Here is a 21,193-nt window from a genome sequence, read left to right as displayed (position 1 = left end):
GTTTTTAGTAAGGAAATTACTTGGCTAGTCGGATATTTACGTTCATTGCGGTGGCACTATTTCTTCTCTCATCTAATCTGGTTGCTGCAGCTCAAACTGTAAAAAGTTATGACATTAATGGTATTAGTGGCGATCTTGAGAAAAATGTTGAGTTATACATAAAGCAATTAGAAGGTGAACAGGCAACGAGTACATTACTTAGCCATGCTAAAAAACAAGTTGCTAGCAGCTTAAAGGCATTAGGGTATTATAAACCTGATATTAAGCTAGATTACCAAAATCAGTCGCAGCAGCTTGTTGTTACTATTGAGCGCGGCCCTGTAACGCGGATTGCAGATATTCGTATCACTGTAAACGGCGCCGGAAAGGCCGATCCGCAATTAATGGATACTGTTAACTCCATTAAGCTTAAACAAGGAGATATGCTAAATCACAGCCATTACGATGCAGCGCGAAAAAAAATAGAAGGTCAGCTGCTTGAATTAGGCTATTTTGATGTTAAATGGCAAACCCATCAACTCGCAATTTCTTTAAAGTTAAACAGTGCAGAAGTTATTTTAACGTTTGATACTGGTGAGAGGTATCAATTTGGTGAGTTAATTTTAGCTCAGCAAACACCTGCAGAAAAATACATCCGTTCACTTGCTAAATTTAAACCGGGACAACCTTATCAAGCGACTACTGTTTCTGAGTATAACTTATCGCTTTCGACTACCCCTTATTTTAATAGTGTTAGAGTGTACGCAGATATAGCCAATCGCGCTGATAAACAAGTGCCTATTAATGTAGATGTGCTGCACAAACCCGCCAACAGCTTTGAAGTAGGTGGGGGTTTTGATACTGATTTAGGGCCTAAAGTTAGGTTTAAATGGTCAAAGCCATGGATCACCGAAAATGGCCATTACCTTGAAAGTAACCTAAATGTGGCCGAGAAACAGCAAGATATATCACTAGGGTACACCGTCCCCGTCGATGATCCAAATGATGATCTATGGCGTTATTCACTCGGTTATAAGCTTGAAGATGAAATTACTGATGATATCTATAGCAAAATATTTACAGCACAACTACAGCGCCAATGGCTAACAGGCAATGATTGGATACGTTCAGTTTTTATTCGCCGAGATTATGAGACCTATCGCTTGGGTGATGATGAACAAAGTTCTAAAATGTTGATGCCAGGTATTAGTTATGCCAAAAAAGATACCAAAGGGGGAACGACTCCATACTGGGGCGAGCAATGGCTGATTTCTGCTGAATTTGGCTTAGAGGATGCGTTTTCTACCACCAATATTGTCCGGGTACAATTACAAAATGCGTGGCTACGAACTTATCTAGATAAACATTTGGTGTTTTTAAAGGCAAATGTAGGTGCCATGCTAGTGGATGATATTAATAATGTGCCTTTTTCACTCAGGTTTTACGCTGGTGGCGATCAAAGCGTTCGTGGTTTTGCGTACGAATCTATCTCACCAGAAGATGATGAAGGGCGTTTGATCGGGGGTAAATATTTGCTTTCAGGCACTGTGGAGTATAATTACCAATTTGCACAAAGTTGGCGCCTTGCACTGTTTGTTGATAGCGGTACTGCAACCAATGACTTTTCTGACAGAGTCGAAGTAGGTGCTGGCTTTGGTATTCGTTATTTAACACCGGTCGGCCCGGTTCGAGTTGATCACGCCTGGGGCTTAACCAAAGAAAGTAAAAGTACCCGATTAAGCATTACCATAGGGCCTGAAATCTAATGTTAAAAATGAAAAAAATTACAGCCATTTTGACCTTAATAGTAAGCACGCTTTTTGTGTTACTTTTTTGTTTGCTATTCACCGCCCCTGGTAACCAGCTGATAGCATACACAGCGAATAAATTAGTCGACGGACTTTCAATTAATATAAACAAAGGTCGCTTTTTATATAACGATGCGTTTGATGTTGAATATACATCACCGAGCATAGAGCTTAAGGCAAAACAGTTAAAGCTTGATTTATACTGGTGGCACTGTGATGGAATTTGTATTGAAAACCTCAGTGCACAAACAATTGATGTACGCATTAATGATGTGGCAAATGCTGATCAGACTGTTGCGACAGCTAAAACCGTAGCAATAGATGAAGAGCAGGATGAGGGAGCTGCAATTGAGCTCCCAATTGCAATATCGCTTAAGCGTGTAGCGGTCGCATCTTTTAGTTTGTCACATGCCAGTGCCGATGTGTCGGTCCAGCAATTTCAGCTAAGTGCTAAAGCTACTGACTCTGTGATCACATTAAAGGCGTTAACTGTTAATGAGGTTGCGGTACTACTTAAAGAAACAGAGCAGCCACAAGCAGAGCCTCTTACAGCATTGGCTCCTTTACCAAATATTGAGTTTAGTTCCCCCATTGCGGCAGATATTGAGCAAGTAGCTATTAATTTAATTCGCATTTCACAAGCAGAGCAAGTACACGAAATAAAAGCGATTAATACAGCACTTTCAATACACAATAGCGACGTGGTTATAAAAACCCTCACTGCAGATTACTTAGATTGGCATCTATCAAGTGAGTTAACTGCACAATTACAAGGTCAAACACCAGTCGAAGGTAGGATTGAACTGACCAACTCTGATCATCAATTAACTGTACTCGCCAATGGTAATTTAGCTGATCTACAGGTCGATATGAGTACGCAAGGCCTTTACCCTTTAACGGCTAAACTAAATGCAGATTTAAAAACAGTTAATTTCCCATTTTCTGTTGAAGCGAATATAAAAAAGTGGCAACTAGAAGCACAAAACAACCCATTACAGATTTCAAATGTGGTCTTAAAAGGGAAGGGCAATGCAGATGATTATGCTTTATCTCTTAAAGGCAATAGCCAGTTAGGTGCTTACCCTATAGTGAACTTAAATGCGGACTTAACGGGGGGATTAACACAAATAACAATTGATCAGTTGGCTTTAGCTGCGAATGAAAGCGAAGCGACGATGAAAGCTTCGGCTAATTGGCAAGATGGAATAAAAAGTCAATTTTCTGGGCAGCTAAAACACCTAAAAGCGCAATACCTGACTGATGTGCTCACTAGTGATATTTCAGGGCAATTTGCAGGATCTTTTAATAGCGCGCAAGATAATTGGCAGCTAAAAATGCAACATACTCAGTTGTCAGGTGTATTGGATGACGTCAACTTTTTGTTTAAGTCGGATTTTGATTTAAACAATACCTTGCATGCAAATATTAATGAATTTGAATTAATCAGTGGTGAAAATACACTATCATTAGCTGGCGATATTACCAAGCAGTGGAATATCGATGGCAAATTACAATTAAACAAACCAGAACAAAAGAAGCTACCCTTTACAGGGGTTGGTTCAGGTGAACTGAATATTCGAGGTGCGCGTTTAGAGCCCGTTGTGGACTTAGATTTAGCACTAAAAGATTTAAGTTTTAACGATATTACCGTAGCCTCGTTATCTATTAAGTCTGATTTTAATTACGCGGCTGACTGGCAAACTAACGCCAGTATAAAACTGAGCGATGCACAGCTTGCTGGGCAGCAAATAAATGACTTAATTTTCAATGCAACAGGGGATAAAAAAGATCATACTGTGCAATTTGAGTTAGTTGCGCAGGCAGGTAAAGCCGAATTTGAACTTGCGGGAGCTTTTGCAAATAAAGTGTGGCAAGGTCAGCTCACAGATGTATTAGTGACCGACAACACAATACAGTTAACAGCAGTGCCTAAAGTTGGGGTGAATTTTGATACAGCGAATGGTGACTTTTCAGTCGCTCCGCATTGTTGGCAAACTAACAGCAGCAAGTTATGCATAGAGCAGCTTAAACAAGCTAATAATGCGGGCAACTTAGTGGCCAACTTAGATAACCTAAATTTAGCCGAATTTAAGCACCTATTCCCGGAAAATATTACTACTGAAGGGGGCTTTAGCGGCCAAGTTAATGCACAATGGCAAGCTGCTACCTTAGAAACATTAACCGCATCATTACAGTCACATCAACTAGCTGCAACGCTTGTTGATAACGAAAAAAGTTATCGCATGCCAATAGACACCTTTAGTCTGAAAGCAAATGCGGATGCTGAAAATGGCCAACTTCAAGCTAACCTCAGTTCCAGTGTTTTGGGAAATATAAGGGCTGACATAGCGGTGCAAGATTTACCAGCCAGCCAGACATTATCAGGAAATGTAACGATTGATAAAATTTTACTTGCCGACTTACAACCATTTATTGGTACGCTCGAACAACTAAAAGGTGATATTAGCGGCCAAATAGGCCTTGGCGGATCGTTGACTGATCCGCTATTAAACGGCAAGGTTAATATTGCTCAAGTTAGCTTACAAGGTGAGCAGTTGCCAGTGTCGGTGGTTGATTCAAATATTGAGATTGGCTTTGATAAAACAACAGGCAGTTTAGATGGCAAGCTTAACGACACAGAAGGCGGGAATATTATGCTCTCGGGTGACGTTGATTGGGGGGGAGATAAACCAGCAGTCAACTTAGCTATTAACGGCGAGCAATTTTATGTTAGAGCACAACAAGGCGTGCTGTTTAAAGTGTCGCCAGATCTTAAAATAAACCTAGCTGACAATGCATTTAAACTTGCGGGGCAAGTTGTTGTACCTTATGGTCGTATTACTATTGAAGAGTTGCCTGAAGGGGCTGTGCAGGTTAGTGATGATGAAATTATTCTTGATCAGCAAGTGGAGCAAGCTGCAGCAGTACCTTTTGATTATGATATAAACCTTAAACTCATTGTTGAAAACGATGTGCGGATAGATTCTTTTGGCCTTGAATCTAAAATAGCAGGTGATTTGAGTATAAAAATGGATCAACAAACCCCCATGATCGCCACTGGTGAGCTAAACTTACAAGAAGGAACCTATCGTGCATTTGGCCAGGATTTAATTATTACCAAAGGCCAAATTGGTTTCAGTGGCCCAATTGATAAACCTTACTTAAATATCAGGGCCATTCGTAACCCTGAAAATACAGCTGATGATGTTGTCGCAGGCATTACTTTAACAGGAAATGTTGAGCAACCATCGCTAAAAGTGTTCTCTGAACCTACTATGGATCAAGGACAGTCTTTGGCTTATCTTTTAAACGGTCAACCACTTGATGAAGGTGATAGCTCAACAGATGCCATGCTCACGCAACTTTTATTAGCGCAAGGCATGAGCCGAAGTGAAGGGGTTGTATCAAAAGTAGGTGAAACCTTTGGTTTATCAGACGTGAGCCTGAGCTCTAAAGGCAGCGGCGATGACACCAAAGTAGAAATATCGGGTTATGTTGCCCCTGGTATTCAAGTGAAGTATAGCGTGGGGGTGTTTGAATCCTTGAGTGAAGTGGCTATTCGTTACCAACTTCTTTCTCAATTGTATGTCGAAGTTACCAGTGGTTTAACCCAAAATGTCGATATACTCTATAAATTTGATTGGGACGATTAATAACAAAATGAAATTACTTGTGTTAGTAGTCGCTCTGCTGGTGTTTGCACCCTATGCTAAGGCTGAACAGTTAACTATACGTTACAGTGCGGGTGGGCATCCTTATGCGATAGAGCTATTAGAACTTGCATTGAGTAAATCCGGGATAACCCTTAATGCACAACAGGTTGAAAATATTCCGAGTCAAACGCGGGCTCTGCGTTTGTTAGGTGCGAAAGAGGGGATTGATGTTTTATGGAAGGTCACTAATTCTGAATCTGAAAAACAAGCAAAAGCGATTTTAATACCGATTGTAAAGGGGTTACTTGGTTATCGCATTCCTTTAGTTCATCAAAAAAATAAAGAATTATTTAAAGACATACGCCACTCACGTCAATTACGCAGTGTTACTTTTGGTCTTCGGGAAGACTGGGCCGACACGGATATTTTTCAAAGTAATGAATTAAAAGTTTTAACCTATGGTCAAGGGGCCGAGCCATTACAAATGCTTGAAACAGGCCGGGTAGATGCTTTACCTTATGAAATTTTAGAAGTGACAAAGCCACGCAATACGAGCTTAGTAAATGATCAATATATTGCAATTCATTACTCAAGTGCGGTGTATTTTTTTGTGGCAAATGATAATCAGAAATTGCATGATCAAATTGAAACAGGCTTAAATATAGCCGTTAACGATGGCTCATTCGATGCGCTTTTTTATCGTCATTTTGCCCGCGCAATTAGTCATGCCAATTTAACAAATAGACGTGTTATTGAATTACAAAACCCACTTTTACCTTTAAGTGCCCCTTTAAATACTGCGCATTATTGGCTTGATAAAAAAGCACTTAATCAATAACCTATCAGCATAATTACTTTTAATAAGCCATATTATGTTTAAATTTTGGTTGTTCATTACCCTTTTATTTTCACTCATAACCCTACCTATAGCTGCTAAGCAAGCGACGGTCAACAGTGTTATGCAACAAGTGGACTCATCGGATTGGCGTGTTGTTGAGGCACAAAATATACTCAAAATAACCCTACCAACTGGAGCGGCTTATATAGAGTTAAACCCATTGTTGGCCCCTACACATACAAAAAATATAAAACGGCTAGCGCGCGAGGGATTTTATAACGGCTTGAATATATATCGTTTTGTTGAAGGCTTTGTTGCACAAGGCGGTGATGCCAGTGGCAAAAAAGTACCCACACAAGCAAAAAAGTCTATTCCTGCAGAGTTTTATTTAACCACTAAAAAACCATTAGCTATTACTGAGCTTGACCATAATGACGGCTATGCTGCAATCACGGGGTTTTTAAATGGCTTTGCAGTGGCGCAAAACCAACATAAAACGCAAACTTGGCAAGTACACTGTAATGGTATTTTTGCCATGGCGCGTGATAATGATATAAACAGCGGTGGCACTGAGTTTTACGTCACCATTGGCCATAGTCCACGCTATTTAGACCGAAATATTACCGTATTTGGGCGAGTGCTTGAAGGTATGGAGCACTTTAATCGTCTTGAACGCAAGGCTAGCGGTGATACACCATTTAATCTGATTACTGATATTCAAGTATTGGCAGACATTAGTGGACAAGACAATAGTCAATTTAAGGTTATGCGTACAGATTCAAGAGTATTTAAAGCGTTGATAGCCGCGCGTAGAAATCGCAGTGAAGCTTGGTTTATTGCAACCCCAAATTATATCGATGTATGTGCTATGCCGATCCCAACCGAAAGAGTAAAGCTGAACCTATAAAAATAATTAACCCAAATAAACTTTGGGTTAATTTAAGATCACTATTGGCGATTTATTTTTATATTAAATGGCACGGCATCATTATGAGTAGAACGGTATGGGTTGATATCTAGACCACCACGACGTGTATAGCGGGCATAAACCTCGAGATCTGAGATCGAAAGTGCAGTCGTTAAATCACTGTAAATACGTTCTACACATTGTTCATGAAACTCATTATGGGTTCGAAATGAGATCAAGTAGCGTAATAGTGACTCTCTACAGATTTTCTTACCAGTATAGCGGATGATAATACTTGCCCAATCGGGTTGTGAGGTAATTAAGCAGTTCGATTTTAGTAAATGGCTATGTAAAGTTTCAGTTACTATGTCATCGCAATCGCTTGCCAGCGAGCTGGCATCCAAATTATAGCCGTCAATTTCAATATCGAGATCATCAATACAATCGCCGGGTAATGGTGTGCAGGGCAGGCAGTTATAGTCATCTGCACGGTACAGAGTTACAGTAACCGGTAATGACACCGCATCAGATAAATCATTTGTTAACGCATTTTGCACATGTTTTATGCTGTCAAATCGCGTTTGATTAAAACTATTTAAATACAGTTTGAAAGATTTAGATTCAATAATGTGCGTTGTTTGACAAGGAAAGGCAAATGTCGCAACAGCCACCATAGGTTTACCTTTGCTATTAAGCCAAGACAGCTCGTAGCCAGTCCAAATGTCTTGCCCTTTAAAAGGAAGGTGAGCTTCATCAATATTTAAATCATCGCGGTTAAGCTTACGCGCAATAGGAAATAGTAAGCTTGGTGTGTAAGTATCAACATACTCGGTTGATTGCCCAAGTACACTGCCTTTTAGTTCAGGAGAATGGCTGTAATCTGTCATGTTGCGTCTTTTGTAGTTACAATGACCGCATTATACCTAAAGCTAATGAGTTTCACAGTATGTCTATTGTTACCCAATTAGAGCAACTTCATAAAAATTTTGCCCAGCATAAGTTAAACCTTACTAATTTATTACCACAAATTCAGCATGACAGCGATTGGCCAAGTCCATGTGAAGTCGCTGAGCCGTTAGATGATGGTTTCATTCAATGGCAAGCAGTGCGAAGAGAGCCCTGTGGCTCATTGAATGATTTAGCTAAAGCCCTTGAGGTTGATTTTCCTGATAGTTTAAACCAATTTTATGGTGCTTTTTTTGCGGGGCCTATAATGGCGAAAATCGAGCAGCATGAGATTGAATTGCTGCAAGCATGGAGTGAGGATGATTTTGATTTGCTGCAACAAAACATAACTGGGCATGTTTTAATGAAACGCAAATTAAAACAACCGCCTAGTGTATTTATCGGACTGACACAGCAAGAAGATTTATTGGTTTCTGTTTTGCTCGAAAGCGGTGAAGTGTGTTTAGAGTATGTCGGTAAAAAACCGCATCATGTGTTGGCTACAAACCTTGAAGAGTTTATTCAAGCTCTGAAGGTGTAACCGATTATTTCGCGGAGTAAGTAAGATTTACTCCGCGTATAATATCAATGTTATTGAAAATCCCAAGAAATATTTGAGACCAAGCCACAAGGCTCGCACTTAAAATCAAATAAGCCAAACCAAGGTTCTGGCAGTTTCCAATCCCCGTCACAACTTGGACACTTTCGTGCGCGTTCAGACGCTTTATCTTTACCACCTACCCGATATAAATAATAATAAACAGGCTTTTTAGTTAAGAATTTGATACGCTTAGCTATGTCCCTGCCACGACGAGACAAATCGCTATTGAGGTTAGATATTTCATCTAAGGCTGGAAACTCACACCGTGTTGCACCATTTATTTGGATTTGATCACATGCTTGCCAATCTTCTTGCCATTTAATCAGCGTTTTGTAGTCGCCATTGGCTATTGCTGGTATCTTAAATAGCGGTACAGGTAGAAAATCATCACCACAATATAATGGGCTGCAGGTATGCACATACGTTGTATATAAAATATAACTTGAAGGCTCCTGGCAGGTATCAGCACCGTTGGAGTGGATATCTTGGCCTATGACCTTAACTTTAGGAGCGAGCAGACCTGCATCATGCAACTTATCTATGCTGTGTTTAACAAATGGACTGTGATTTAACGGATGCATAGCATCATCTGTAGGGCTCATTACTCGTGTAACAAAGTAGCCGTCTTTTAATACGGTGGGAAATTCTTCCCCCATTATTTGACCATTAAAACGCAAGGCATTAACCACGCGATTAATCGCTTGCTCTGCGTCTTCTAATGTAGTGTCTTGGTAACAGTCAAAGGTTAAATCAACAACAAACATTCATTTTCTCAATTAATTTTTATCTATTAATGCCAATAGTTTATCTAGCTTAGCTTCAATGCGATCAAGTTGGCTCTCTTTCGATTTACTCGTTTGCTCTTTACTAGGCTGTTGAATCAAACTGTGAATTGACTCCGGGTTATTTTTATACTGGCTCACTGCCGCAATAATAATAGGCATAGGGACTGGTTGAGATAACTTATTTTTGGTTAGCGCGACAGTTGGGGTTTTACCTTCTTCTAGAAGGGTTTTGATGGCATCAATAACGATGGAATTCATTAATTTATAAACTCTTAAATTTACGCACAACACAGTAGTGTATTGCGCAGTTATCATATCAATATACTCAGCTGCGCTCAATAAAAGCTTGCGCATGAATATGTTAGTTTCAGTTGACTCAGGCTTGTTGGTTTAACCTAGTTTTAGCATGCTCTATGGTGTCCATGTCATGCTCTTTATAGCGATAATGTTTGATGATGGCGGGAGTGAGTTTAACTCTCGCTGAATTTGCGTTTTACTTAAGATAGGAATATACCTATAAATGGTGATAGCAAATGATAAAAACCAAGAACAATAAAAGGAATCGCTTATGACAACCGCCACACAAACTGATGCTTACAGTGTGCAATACATTTCCGCTGAGGATATCAGTGTAGCTGCGAGTTTGATATACCAAGCCTACCATGATGATCCTGTATTGCAGCAAGTGTTAAATTACACAGAGCATAACCCTGCTGCTTATGAAAAAAAATTACGCGCTTTAATTCGCGAAGAGTTAAATACTTTTTGGCAAGTAAAACAGCCATTAATAGGTTTATATCGTAATGAAAGGCTCAAAGCAGTTGCGTGCGTATTTGAGTCTAACAGTCAGTTACAGGCCGAGCGATACTGGCACTGGCGTTTAAAATTAATGCTTAGCGCGGGGTATTTACAAACGAATCAACTAATAGAAAAAGAGCAGACTATTCGTGCTGCCTTAAAAGATCAGGGAAATTATTACTTTTTAGCTTTTATAGCCGTTGACCCGCACTTTCATGGCCAAGGACTGGGTAGGTACTTGTTACGAGGTTTAGATGATTTAGTAAAAAATAACACTGCAGCTTCTGGTATGGCTGTATTTGTAACTCGCGATCAACATATAAGCTTTTTTCACAGTGAAGGGTTTAACACATTGAAAAAGTTAATGTTTGATAATATTGAAGGCGAGTTATTGCTTAAGCTTAGAGATCTCAGTTTTAAGTAATAGTTTGTTACAAAATTATTTAGAGTACACTTACTAAGCAGTTGTTGTTGTTCCTGTTAACGAATAGACTAAAAATGTTAATTTTAATAGGATAAACAGATGAAACTGACAAAAATTGCACTCGCTGTGCTTCTTAGTAGCAGCATAGCAGCATGTTCTCAACACTCACTCAAAACGACAGAATCAAGTATCACATCAGCCGTAACTGTTCCTGGGGTTACCTTAGTTGAGGCCGTTGATGGCCATGGTGAAAAAATTAGTATTCCTTACAAAAAGTATAAATTGGAGAATGGCTTAACCGTTATTATTCATGAAGATCGCTCAGACCCCCTAGTGCATGTCGATGTTACATATCATGTAGGTTCAGCAAGAGAGGAACTTGGTAAGTCTGGCTTTGCCCACTTTTTTGAGCACATGATGTTTCAAGGTTCTGAAAATGTAGCGGATGAAGAGCATTTCAAAATTATCACTGAAGCAGGTGGTAAATTAAACGGTACAACTAACTCAGACCGGACTAATTACTTTGAAACAGTTCCTGTAAATCAACTTGAAAAAATATTATGGCTTGAAGCTGACCGCATGGGTTTTTTACTTGATGCTGTAACACAAGATAAATTTGAAGTACAACGTGAAACTGTTAAAAACGAGCGTGGACAAAGAGTAGATAATCGTCCCTATGGCCGTTTAAACGAACGTGTATCGCAAGCGCTTTACCCCGATGGTCATCCGTACTCTTGGCCTGTGATTGGCTATATGGATGATTTAGATCGTGTGAATGTTAATGATTTAAAAGCGTTCTTTTTACGTTGGTATGGGCCGAACAATGCCACGATTACCATTGGTGGTGATGTAAAGCCGGACGATGTACTACCGTTAGTAAGTAAATATTTTGCATCGATCCCTCGTGGTCCAGAAGTAGTTAATGCCGAAAAAGTCGCTGTAACGCTTGATGCTGATCGTTACATTTCCATGGAAGATAAAGTACATTTACCTCTGCTTAGCATGAGCTTCCCAACTACTTTTGCGCGTGCTGAAGACGAAGCCCCATTAGATATTCTTGCTGAAATAATTGGTGGCGGAAATAACTCATTACTTTATAAAAACTTAGTTAAAACACAATTGGCAGTTCAAGCGGGCGTTAGTCACCCATGCCGTGAACTTGCTTGTTCAATGAGTATTTATGCACTGCCGCATCCTGCTTCAGGTAAAACACTTGGAGATATTGAAAAAATAGTCCGAGATTCATTTATAGAGTTCGAGGAACGCGGCGTTACTCAAGATGATTTAGATAAAGTCAAAGCTAAAATCGAATCCGGCGCTATTTTCGGTTTACAAAGTGTGTCAGGAAAAGTGTCACAACTTGCAGCATTTGAAACATTTACTGGAAACCCTAATTATATAAAAGATGATATTGCTCGTTACAATGCAGTTACCAAAGCGGATGTGATGCGCGTATTTAATCAATATATTAAAGGTAAAGCTGCTGTGATCATGAGTGTTGTGCCTGAAGGTCAAATTCAACTTATTGCGGCACCTGATAACTTTACGCCAATCAGCCATGACTTTGGTGGTCCTTCAAAGACATCTGCTGATGATTTAGTCGCGAGAAAAGCAATCGACACCTTTGATCGTAGTAAGCAGCCAATGGCCGGTGTAAACCCTGCTGTTGATGTACCAACTTTATGGGATGCGAAAACAACAAATGGTATTGAAATTTTGGGTACGCAGAGCATAGAAACGCCAACAACGTCATTATTAATTAAAGTACCAGGCGGTTTATATCATGAGCAAGCCGACAAAGTAGGCTTAGCATCAATGACTGCCGCTTTGTTAAATGAGTCAACGCAAGCCTATACAACCGAGGAAATGACCAATGCACTTGAAAAATTGGGCAGCTCCATTCGTATTTCTGCATCTAACAGGCACACTAATATATTTGTATCGAGCTTAACTAAAAATCTTGATGCTACATTAGCCCTTGTACAAGAAAAGTTGTTTAAACCTGCATTTAATGCAGAAGACTTTGAGCGTAATAAGCAACAAAGTTTGCAAAATATCCAACATGCAATGAAAGATGCAGGCTATTTAGCTACTAATGCATACAGTAAATTATTGTATGGTAATAGTATTGCTGCGTTACCAAGTGGTGGCACGCAAGCAAGTATTGAGGCAATAACGCTGGATGATGTGAAGCGTTTTTATGATGTTCATTTTAAGCCTGTAGGGACAGAGGTTATTGTAGTTTCTGATTTAGATCAAGCCGCACTTCAGTCTAAAGTAACAAATACTTTAAAAACTTGGCAAGGGAGCTCGCCAGCAGTAACGGCTACCTTTAAGTTACCTAAGGTTGAAGGGAATACTATTTATTTAGTTGATAAACCTGGTGCACCTCAATCTGAAATCCGTATTGGTAAACGTGACATGATTGAAGATATTACCGGTGAGTTCTTTAAGTCAAATTTAATGAATTTTGCTTTAGGTGGTAACTTTAATAGCCGTATAAACCTAAACCTTAGAGAAGATAAAGGATATACATACGGTGCCAGAACACGCTTTTGGGGGGATGCAACTTCAGGTGGTTTCACAGCATCCGCAGCGGTAAGAGCTGACTCTACAGCAGCATCAATTACAGAGTTTACAAACGAATTAAATAAATATGCTCAACAAGGAATCAGTGACGAAGAACTAAACTTTATGCGCCAAGCTATCAACCAAAAAGATGCACTTAAATATGAAACGCCAAATGCAAAACTTAGCTTTTTAGCACAAATTTTAGAGCATAATTTAGAGCCGAGCTTTGTGAAAGAGCGTAGTAAAATAGTAAGTACTATTACTAAAGATGAAATTAATGAGCTTGCAGCTAAGCACCTTAATACTAAAGAAATGGTTTATTTAGTCGTCGGTGATGCAAAAACATTAAAACCTGAGCTTGAAAAATTTGATATGAAGGTAGTTGATTACAGCTTATAGCTTATTAACTAATATCTCAAAACCAAAAGCGGCTTTTAGGCCGCTTTAATTTTTTAAATAAAAAGCCAGTCAAAGACTGGCTATTGGAGACTAACTTTTTCAATTAGTTACAGTAGTTACCATCAACAAATGTCAAATCGTTAACATGTGATGGGCCTTGCATAACGAAAGTCGCTTCAGCTGTGTTTTGGTTTAGCTTAAAGATATTCGCATTTTCACCCTTAACTCGGCCTGAAACATAAATACTACCATCTTCTGCAATTGCAATACCGGATGCTTGTGCAACACCATGTTCACCAATTAATGTAAGCTCTAATGAACCTTCATCAACAGTGTATAAAGCTTTGCCGGTTAACACATAAAGTACATTATTATCTGCAGAATAAGCGATATCACCATCAGCAAACGAGTCACCGGGATAGGTTAATTTTCCTAAAACGGTTTTATCACCAGTCTCAATATTAAAGTCGTACATGTATGTTTTGCTAGTGGCTCTTAATGTCGTGCCATCAGCGCTCATAGCAGAGCGATAAATCGGGTACGATTCAGCTGATGTAACAAACGATTGCTCATTGCTTTGAAGATCAAGTGATAAAATTTGTGACTCTTTAGTTGATTTATCTAACTGCTCCATGAAATATAACACGCCGTTATGAGATGCGATATTTGATGCCGTATTTGATAAACCGGCAACAATAGAGTAGGTGTTGTTTTCAGTATCAAAGCGGTATACATACCCTTCTTCACTTGTGCCAAAGTTATTGATACCATATAAACCAGTTGCACATTCATTTACTGCTGCCTGCGCTGTTACACTTACATCGTCAATAAATGCACCGTAAGAGTCAGATGTGCCAGCACCTTTAAATTTTAGCTCGGTATTAATTGCTGATCCCGTTACAGTGTAGGTAAACTTCTTCCAACCAACTGAATCACTATTTAGTGTATCAAGCAGTTGACCATCCCAATAGACTTCAGCGATATTAGTGTCTAAATCACCATTCACTCGAGCAGAGTAGTAAAAACTAATATCATACGTGTCACCTTCACTAGTAGGAATATCTTGGTAGATAGAATAATTAGCAGTTGAGTCCAGCTCAATGTACTGTTCTCCTGCTATGACGGGAATTATATTAATAAGCGATTTTTGAATTTCTACTTGAGCACCTTGGTGTTGCCAGCCGGCCAGTGAATCCAATAATTCCCACGTGTCTGAAACAGCAGCATCTTCAAATGAGCCATTAACTACTAGGTTAAGATTTGCACCAGTTTGTTCAGTATCAACACTAACCCCAAAGGCGGTATTGGCATTAACAAAGCTAGATGAAATGAGTAATGATAAAGATAAAAGCTTAAAGGTTGAGTTTTTCATAATATTCCCCGAACAAATGATTAAAATGCTGTGTTATTAACATTTAATTAATATTTTATAGTTCTATTGTGCTGTATTTGTCGCGCTTGGTCAAATAATAAACGTGATTATTTACTGTCGAAGCCTTTACAGATCTGACTTTTTTCATAAACATTCCATCATATACAGCGGGTTATATAGCGACTAGGAATTTTCTGAAAATACACTAGGAAAGCGTTAAGGATGGTGTGACTAATAACAGGTAATTATTTTATATCGATAATGGGAAGTGATGAATTACATATAGGTTAGAGTAAAGGGAGAGGAGTGTTTAACTCGAGAAGCCATAACGTATGGCTTCATATCAAATAAACTAGCTTGAATTTTAATTTACTTAGAAAATTAAAAGTCTGAGTTAGTTTTCTTTTGTATAAGTTCAATAGCATAACCATCTGGATCTTTTACAAAAGCTATCTGTGTTGTGCCACCTTTAACAGGGCCAGGCTCTCTGCTAACATTCCCTCCCGCTGCTTTTATATCAGCACACGCTTTATAAATATCATCAAATTCAATAGCTATGTGGCCATAGGCATTACCCAGATCGTAACTGTCAGTGTCCCAGTTATAAGTTAACTCTAAAACAGTGCTATTTTTTTCATCTCCGTAACCTACAAAGGCAAGCGTGTAACGGTACTCTTGATTATTAGCTCGGCGTAACTCTTTCATACCTAAAATCTGGGTGTAAAACGCAATTGATTTCTCTAAATCAGCGACTCTTAACATTGTATGTAGTAAACGCATATTAACCCTCTGTTTTCTCTTTAAACTCACATAAATCTTCAATAATACAGCTGCCGCATTTGGGTTTGCGAGCTACACAGGTATAACGACCATGTAAAATTAACCAGTGGTGTACGTCTACTTTAAATTCTTTTGGCACGACCTTTTCAAGTTTTTGCTCAACCGCAACCACATCTTTGCCCATAGCAAATTTGGTGCGGTTTGAAACACGAAAAATATGCGTGTCTACGGCAATGGTCGGCCAGCCGAAGGCGGTATTAAGTACCACATTTGCTGTTTTTCGGCCAACACCAGGAAGCGCCTCTAGGGCTTCACGGTTTTCAGGCACAATACTGTTATGCTGGTTGACTAAAATTTCACACATCTTGTATACGTTATTGGCTTTTGAATTGAATAAACCAATAGTTTTAATGTAATCGCGAAGGCCTTCTAAGCCGAGATCCAATATGCCTTGTGGCGTATTCGCAACAGGGAACAATTTACGTGTGGCTTTGTTGACACCAACATCGGTGGCTTGTGCTGATAGTGTCACCGCCACTAGTAGCTCAAATGGGCTTGAGTACTCAAGCTCGGTTTCAGGATGTGGATTATCATCGCGTAGACGAGTTAAAATCTCGTGGCGTTTTTCTTTATTCATGCAACTTAAACGTACAGCAAAGCTGTACGCTTCCCCTTAAGTTAAACTGGTTACTCGTGCCCGTGGGCCTTTTTCCGCTTCTGGCGGTGCGACTTGTTTGGCTTTTATTTGCGCATCAATGACATTTTTACCTGCAATTAATAAGCCTAGCCCTAAAAAGGCACCGGGCGGTAATATGGCGAGCAAAAATTGATTGTCAAAGCTAAATACCTCAACGCGTAAAATAGATGCCCATGGGCCGAGTAATAAGTCGGCGCCATCAAACAATGTACCTTGGCCGATCAGCTCGCGCATTGCGCCAAGAACAATCAACACCACCATAAACCCTGAGCCCATCATTAAACCGTCAAACGCCGATAAATGAACTGGATTTTTCGACGCATAGGCTTCTGCACGGCCGATGATGGCACAGTTAGTTACAATCAAAGGAATAAAAATCCCTAAGGATTGGTATAGGCCAAATGTATAGGCATTCATTAAAAGTTGAATAATGGTTACGAATGCTGCAATGATCATTACAAAAACAGGGATACGAATATCTTTTGGTACCCAGTTTCTGACTGCTGAAATTGTAACGTTAGAACCGATTAGTACCATTAAGGTAGCCAGTCCAAGTCCCATTGCGTTGGTGACGGTCGAGGTAACAGCGAGTAATGGGCACAAACCAAGTAACTGGACAAGGGCAGGGTTGTTTTTCCACATACCTTCGTTGAATAGCTCTTTAAGTTGACTCATGATTCACCTGCTGTACATGCGTTTGGCGCATTAAATACTTCGTTAAATTGGCTTTGAGAGAATAACACGGCATTTTTTACTGAACCAACAACGGCACGTGGTGTGATAGTTGCGCCAGTGAACTGGTCAAAGCTGCCCCCATCTTTCTTCACTGCCCAGCGTGCGTCGTCTCCACCCAGTACTGATTTATCATTGAATAAAGTGATCCAAGGAGATTTTTTTATTTCAACTTTATCACCTAAGCCTGGTGTTTCCTCATGCTTAGTGACCCGCACACCCGCAATTTGTCCATTTGATAACACTGCAGTTAATAGCTCAATATCGCCGCTATAGCCTTTAGGTGTGACATGGCGCATGATCAGTGCGACAGCTTCGCCATTTTGACGTGCGCGATAAACACGTTGTGGTTCTTTACCCAATAGAGGATTGCGAATTAGCGCACAGTCGTTATATAAAACATTATTATAAAATGCAGGGTTGAGTACTTCTTGTAATTGGTCTGACAGTTGTTTGCGCTCTTGCTCAGCAATATTATCCGCTGTTAACTCATGAATAGTGGCAACAGCTCCTGTTGTTAGGAGTGCAAAAATAGTTAAAATGCCACCATTTTTTGTCATTGAAGGTAAGATCATTTTTTCACCCCGTGACCATAAGTGCGTGGCTGTGTGTAATAATCAATCAATGGAACTGCCATATTTAATAGTAATACTGAAAAGGCGACAGCGTCAGGGAAACCGCCAAAGGTACGGATTAAATATACTAACAAGCCAATTAATGCGCCGTATATTAGACGTCCACGATTGGTTGTCGCAGCAGAAACAGGGTCGGTGGCAATAAAAAATGCGCCGAGCATAGTGGCCCCACTAAATAAGTGAAAAGCAACACCGGGCTCAGTTCCTGGCGTAGCTATATAACCTATACCACTGCATATTGCGAGCATAGCAATAAAGCTAACAGGGATATGCCAGTTAATCACTTTGCTTTTGATTAAGTATATCCCACCGATTAAGAAACCAAGGTTCACCCAGCCCCAACCTTTACCAAGCCATTGATTAAATACCGGTGATTGCATGCTTTCTGAAATTGTTAAGCCATGGGCAATATCTGTTTTCACCGTATCAAGGGGAGTGGCCATAGTCATTCCATCAAAACCCACACGTAATTGATCAACACTAAACCCAGCGGATGTATACCCATTAAAAATAACACTCAATTGCTGACTAAATGTTATAGGTTGTGCGAGTAAGTCGGTTGCGGGCAACCAAGCGGTCATTTGCACAGGAAAAGAGACAAGGAGCAGCACATACGCCGCCATTGCAGGATTAAATAAATTAAACCCTAGTCCACCGTAAAGCTGTTTCACAATAACAATGGCGAATACACTACCAATCACTATGATCCACCAAGGTGCTAATGGAGGAATACTTAACGCGAGAAGTACACCAGTCAGCCAGGCACTGCCATCGTTCAACGCGGCAATAGCTGAACGCTTGCGCATGCGCATAATAACAGCCTCAGCAACGCTTACTGTAAGCAGCGCTAAAAGTAGCTGTATTAGTACCCCAGTGCCAAAAAATATAAGCTGAGCGATAAATCCCGGTACGCAGGCTAAAATCACCGTTAACATCAGTTTGTTGAGCGATTTGTGGCTATGGTTATGGGGCGAGCTTGCCATGGTTAACTTCATGACTGATCACTTCCTTCTTGTTGACGTTTCTTTGCTTTAGCACGAGCAATAGCAGCGGCCACCGCGGCTTTCTTTTTATCTTCGGCGTTACGCGAAACAGGCTCTGACTCTTGGCTTAGCTCAGACTCTGTAGTGACTTCATCAGTTGGCTGCGAATCATTTTCCTTTGCTGCTTTTTTTGCTTTAGCACGGGCAATTGCAGCTGCGACGGCGGCTTTCTTTTTATCTTCAGCGTTATGTGCAGCAGGCTCTGACTCTTGGCTTGGTTCAGACTCTGTAGTGACTTCATCAGTTGGCTGCGATTCATTTTCCTTTGCTGCTTTTTTTGCTTTAGCACGGGCAATCGCAGCAGCGACGGCAGCTTTTTTATCATCAGCCGGTGCGTCAGTATTTTCATTTGACTCATTTTGTGCAGCTTTTTTCGCTTTAGCACGAGCAATTGCAGCAGCGACGGCTGCTTTTTTATCATCAACCGGTGCGTCAGTCGTTTCAGTTGACTCAGTTTTAGTTGCTTTTTTCGCTTTAGCACGGGCAATTGCAGCAGCGACGGCCGCTTTTTTATCATCAGCTGGTGTATCGTTTGTATTCTCGTTTGACTCAGCTTTTTGTGCTTTATATGCACGAGCCTGCTCTTTACGCGCTGCTCGCTCTTGTGCAACTGCAGTATTATCAGGTTCTAATTCACCGGTTTGCTTTTTAGCTTTAGCACGGGCGATGGCTGCAGCAACGGCTGATTTATTGTCTGCTTTATCGTCTGACTTTTTAACTCGCGCTAGCGCATCTGCAACTTTTTGTTTTTCATCAGCTGATTTAGCGGCTGCAGGCTTGCGTTTATGACGATTTTGTCTTGCTTCTTGTTCGCGTTCTAAGCGTTCTTTTCTAAGCTCAAAGCGTTCTTTTGCTCGTTCAGCTTTGACTTGTTCTGCCTGTTGCTCTTTTATTTCGACTTTAGCAACACGATAGTATTGAACCAGTGGAATTTCACTTGGGCATACGTAAGCGCAAGCGCCACATTCAATACAATCAAACAGATTATATTCTTTTAATTTGTCATATTCTTTAGATTTAGCAAACCATTGTAGTTGTTGTGGTAGTAAAGATGCAGGGCAGGCATCAGCGCAAGCACTACAACGAATACATGCTTGCTCAGGACCAGGCTCAGCTAATTCACTATGATCTGGCGCTAAAATACAGTTTGTAGTTTTAACCACACCAATACGTACTGTAGGTAAAGTAAAGCCCATCATAGGGCCGCCCATTACAACACGTTGTTGAGGTACAGGTGAAAAGCCTTGGCAATCTAATAAATGCTTAATCTCAGTACCTAACAAGGCCCATACATTACCCGCATTGTGAATTGTATTGCCAGTCACAGTAACAACCCGCTCAATCAATGGCTTACCCTGATAAACAGCTTGCTCAATGGCAAATAAGGTACCCACGTTTTGAACGAGGACACCAATATCGGCGGGTATTCCGCCACTAGGGACTTCTTTATCTGTTAGTAATTGGATTAACTGTTTTTCACCGCCTGAAGGGTACACAGTTGGTACAGTCTGCACGATAATTTTATCATTGTGCTGAGAGGCTTGTTTCATCGCCGCAATGGCTTGGGGTTTATTATCTTCAATGCCAATTATAGTCAATGTAGGTGATAGCAACTGTTGCATCAGCTCTATCCCTTTAACAATTTGTTCTGCATGCTCACGCATCAGCACATCATCAGCGGTGATATAAGGTTCGCACTCAACGGCATTAACAATAAAAAACTCAATTGGTTTACGGCTATCGGCTTTGATATAAGTAGGAAAACCGGCACCGCCCATTCCTGCAATCCCGCTATTATGAATAATATCGATTAATTGCTCATGAGAAAGAGTTGTAGGTTCAGTTACAGGGCTGAGTTCACACCAAGTATCGTGGCCGTCTGGGGTAATAATGATACTTAGCTCAGGCAAAGCTGATGGGTGAGCCGATGGCATTTGGCAAATATCAGCGATTACGCCAGAAGTAGGTGCATGTACCGGCACAGACCAGTTAGCTACAGGCTTAGTAAGAGCTTGTCCCTTTAAAACAGATTGCCCTTTATCTACTATGAGCTGGCCATTCGCGCCGATGTGCTGTTTAAGCGGCACAACCAGCTTTTCAGGAAGTGGTAGCCGTTTAATAGCTTGTGTGTTTGACTGTGCCTTTTGACCCGGTGGGTGAATGCCCCCAGGAAATGGCCACACTTTACCTTGCTTAATTTGTTGAATTAACTTTTCCATGTGTGAC

At 40.4% G+C, this 21,193-nt stretch carries 17 protein-coding genes; 7 read left to right on the top strand and 10 right to left on the bottom strand.

Annotated features, from left to right (window positions below):
- The first annotated feature begins 20 nt into the window (after positions 1-20).
- Genes NQT69_RS06550 through NQT69_RS06535 form a run of 4 tightly spaced genes read left to right on the top strand, consistent with a single transcriptional unit; the run spans position 21 to position 7,185 of the window.
- Positions 21-1,745: an autotransporter assembly complex protein TamA gene (locus NQT69_RS06550; protein ID WP_256826883.1), complete on the top strand. Its 1,725-nt coding sequence runs from the start codon at positions 21-23 to the stop codon at positions 1,743-1,745.
- Positions 1,745-5,440: an autotransporter assembly complex protein TamB gene (gene tamB, locus NQT69_RS06545; RefSeq protein ID WP_256826882.1), complete on the top strand. Its 3,696-nt coding sequence runs from the start codon at positions 1,745-1,747 to the stop codon at positions 5,438-5,440. Before NQT69_RS06550 ends, tamB begins: the two co-directional genes overlap by 1 nt.
- A 7-nt stretch (positions 5,441-5,447) precedes the next feature.
- Positions 5,448-6,278 carry a transporter substrate-binding domain-containing protein gene (locus tag NQT69_RS06540; RefSeq protein ID WP_256826881.1) on the top strand — a complete coding sequence of 277 codons (831 nt, stop codon included), beginning with the start codon at positions 5,448-5,450 and terminating at the stop codon, positions 6,276-6,278.
- A gap of 34 nt (positions 6,279-6,312) precedes the next feature.
- Entirely contained in the window at positions 6,313-7,185 is an 873-nt protein-coding gene (locus NQT69_RS06535; RefSeq protein WP_256826880.1) for a peptidylprolyl isomerase, read from the top strand.
- A 41-nt stretch (positions 7,186-7,226) separates the two neighbouring features.
- On the opposite strand, the gene queF is transcribed toward NQT69_RS06535, so the two are convergent.
- Complete coding sequence (gene queF / locus NQT69_RS06530; protein ID WP_256826879.1) at positions 7,227-8,072, bottom strand: NADPH-dependent 7-cyano-7-deazaguanine reductase QueF; 846 nt, start codon at positions 8,070-8,072, stop codon at positions 7,227-7,229.
- Between the two features lie 59 nt (positions 8,073-8,131).
- On the opposite strand from queF, the gene syd reads away from it, so the two are divergent.
- Complete coding sequence (gene syd / locus NQT69_RS06525; protein WP_256826878.1) at positions 8,132-8,671, top strand: SecY-interacting protein; 540 nt, start codon at positions 8,132-8,134, stop codon at positions 8,669-8,671.
- A gap of 50 nt (positions 8,672-8,721) precedes the next feature.
- Here the strand turns inward: syd and NQT69_RS06520 are convergent, their stop codons facing one another.
- Both NQT69_RS06520 and NQT69_RS06515 read right to left on the bottom strand, forming a co-directional pair.
- Positions 8,722-9,495, bottom strand: a complete 774-nt coding sequence (locus NQT69_RS06520; RefSeq protein ID WP_256826877.1) for a Zn-ribbon-containing protein — start codon at positions 9,493-9,495, stop codon at positions 8,722-8,724.
- Between the two features lie 12 nt (positions 9,496-9,507).
- Positions 9,508-9,774, bottom strand: a complete 267-nt coding sequence (locus tag NQT69_RS06515; RefSeq protein ID WP_256826876.1) for a hypothetical protein — start codon at positions 9,772-9,774, stop codon at positions 9,508-9,510.
- A gap of 310 nt (positions 9,775-10,084) precedes the next feature.
- Between NQT69_RS06515 and NQT69_RS06510 the strand changes: the two genes are divergently transcribed.
- Both NQT69_RS06510 and NQT69_RS06505 read left to right on the top strand, forming a co-directional pair.
- Positions 10,085-10,738 carry a GNAT family N-acetyltransferase gene (locus NQT69_RS06510; protein WP_256826875.1) on the top strand — a complete coding sequence of 218 codons (654 nt, stop codon included), beginning with the start codon at positions 10,085-10,087 and terminating at the stop codon, positions 10,736-10,738.
- Between the two features lie 99 nt (positions 10,739-10,837).
- The gene (locus NQT69_RS06505) at positions 10,838-13,708 is read left to right on the top strand and encodes a M16 family metallopeptidase (protein WP_256826874.1); all 2,871 of its coding nucleotides are present in this window, start codon (positions 10,838-10,840) and stop codon (positions 13,706-13,708) included.
- Between the two features lie 103 nt (positions 13,709-13,811).
- Here NQT69_RS06505 and NQT69_RS06500 read toward each other — a convergent pair whose 3' ends face one another.
- The 7 genes from NQT69_RS06500 to rsxC all read right to left on the bottom strand — a co-directional run bounded on the left by NQT69_RS06500 (position 13,812) and on the right by rsxC (position 21,186).
- On the bottom strand, positions 13,812-15,080 hold the full coding sequence (locus NQT69_RS06500) for a DUF642 domain-containing protein (RefSeq protein ID WP_256826873.1): 1,269 nt from the start codon (positions 15,078-15,080) through the stop codon (positions 13,812-13,814).
- Positions 15,081-15,461: 381 nt separating this feature from the next.
- Positions 15,462-15,860: a lactoylglutathione lyase gene (gloA, locus tag NQT69_RS06495; RefSeq protein ID WP_256826872.1), complete on the bottom strand. Its 399-nt coding sequence runs from the start codon at positions 15,858-15,860 to the stop codon at positions 15,462-15,464.
- A gap of 1 nt (position 15,861) precedes the next feature.
- Complete coding sequence (gene nth, locus NQT69_RS06490; RefSeq protein ID WP_256826871.1) at positions 15,862-16,497, bottom strand: endonuclease III; 636 nt, start codon at positions 16,495-16,497, stop codon at positions 15,862-15,864.
- A 36-nt stretch (positions 16,498-16,533) separates the two neighbouring features.
- Positions 16,534-17,232, bottom strand: a complete 699-nt coding sequence (locus NQT69_RS06485) for an electron transport complex subunit E (RefSeq protein WP_256826870.1) — start codon at positions 17,230-17,232, stop codon at positions 16,534-16,536.
- Complete coding sequence (gene rsxG, locus NQT69_RS06480; RefSeq protein ID WP_256826869.1) at positions 17,229-17,864, bottom strand: electron transport complex subunit RsxG; 636 nt, start codon at positions 17,862-17,864, stop codon at positions 17,229-17,231. The genes NQT69_RS06485 and rsxG overlap by 4 nt, the downstream gene beginning before the upstream one ends.
- Positions 17,861-18,919, bottom strand: coding sequence for an electron transport complex subunit RsxD (gene rsxD / locus NQT69_RS06475; RefSeq protein WP_256826868.1), 1,059 nt, complete (start codon positions 18,917-18,919; stop codon positions 17,861-17,863). Before rsxD ends, rsxG begins: the two co-directional genes overlap by 4 nt.
- Complete coding sequence (gene rsxC, locus NQT69_RS06470; RefSeq protein WP_256826867.1) at positions 18,916-21,186, bottom strand: electron transport complex subunit RsxC; 2,271 nt, start codon at positions 21,184-21,186, stop codon at positions 18,916-18,918. Before rsxC ends, rsxD begins: the two co-directional genes overlap by 4 nt.
- Positions 21,187-21,193: the final 7 nt, after the last annotated feature.

Source organism: Pseudoalteromonas shioyasakiensis (assembly GCF_024518675.1).
GTDB classification, from domain to species: Bacteria; Pseudomonadota; Gammaproteobacteria; order Enterobacterales; family Alteromonadaceae; genus Pseudoalteromonas; species Pseudoalteromonas shioyasakiensis_B.
The sequence above is the reverse complement of the archived record's forward strand: the minus strand, read 5'-3'. Positions and strand labels throughout refer to the sequence as shown.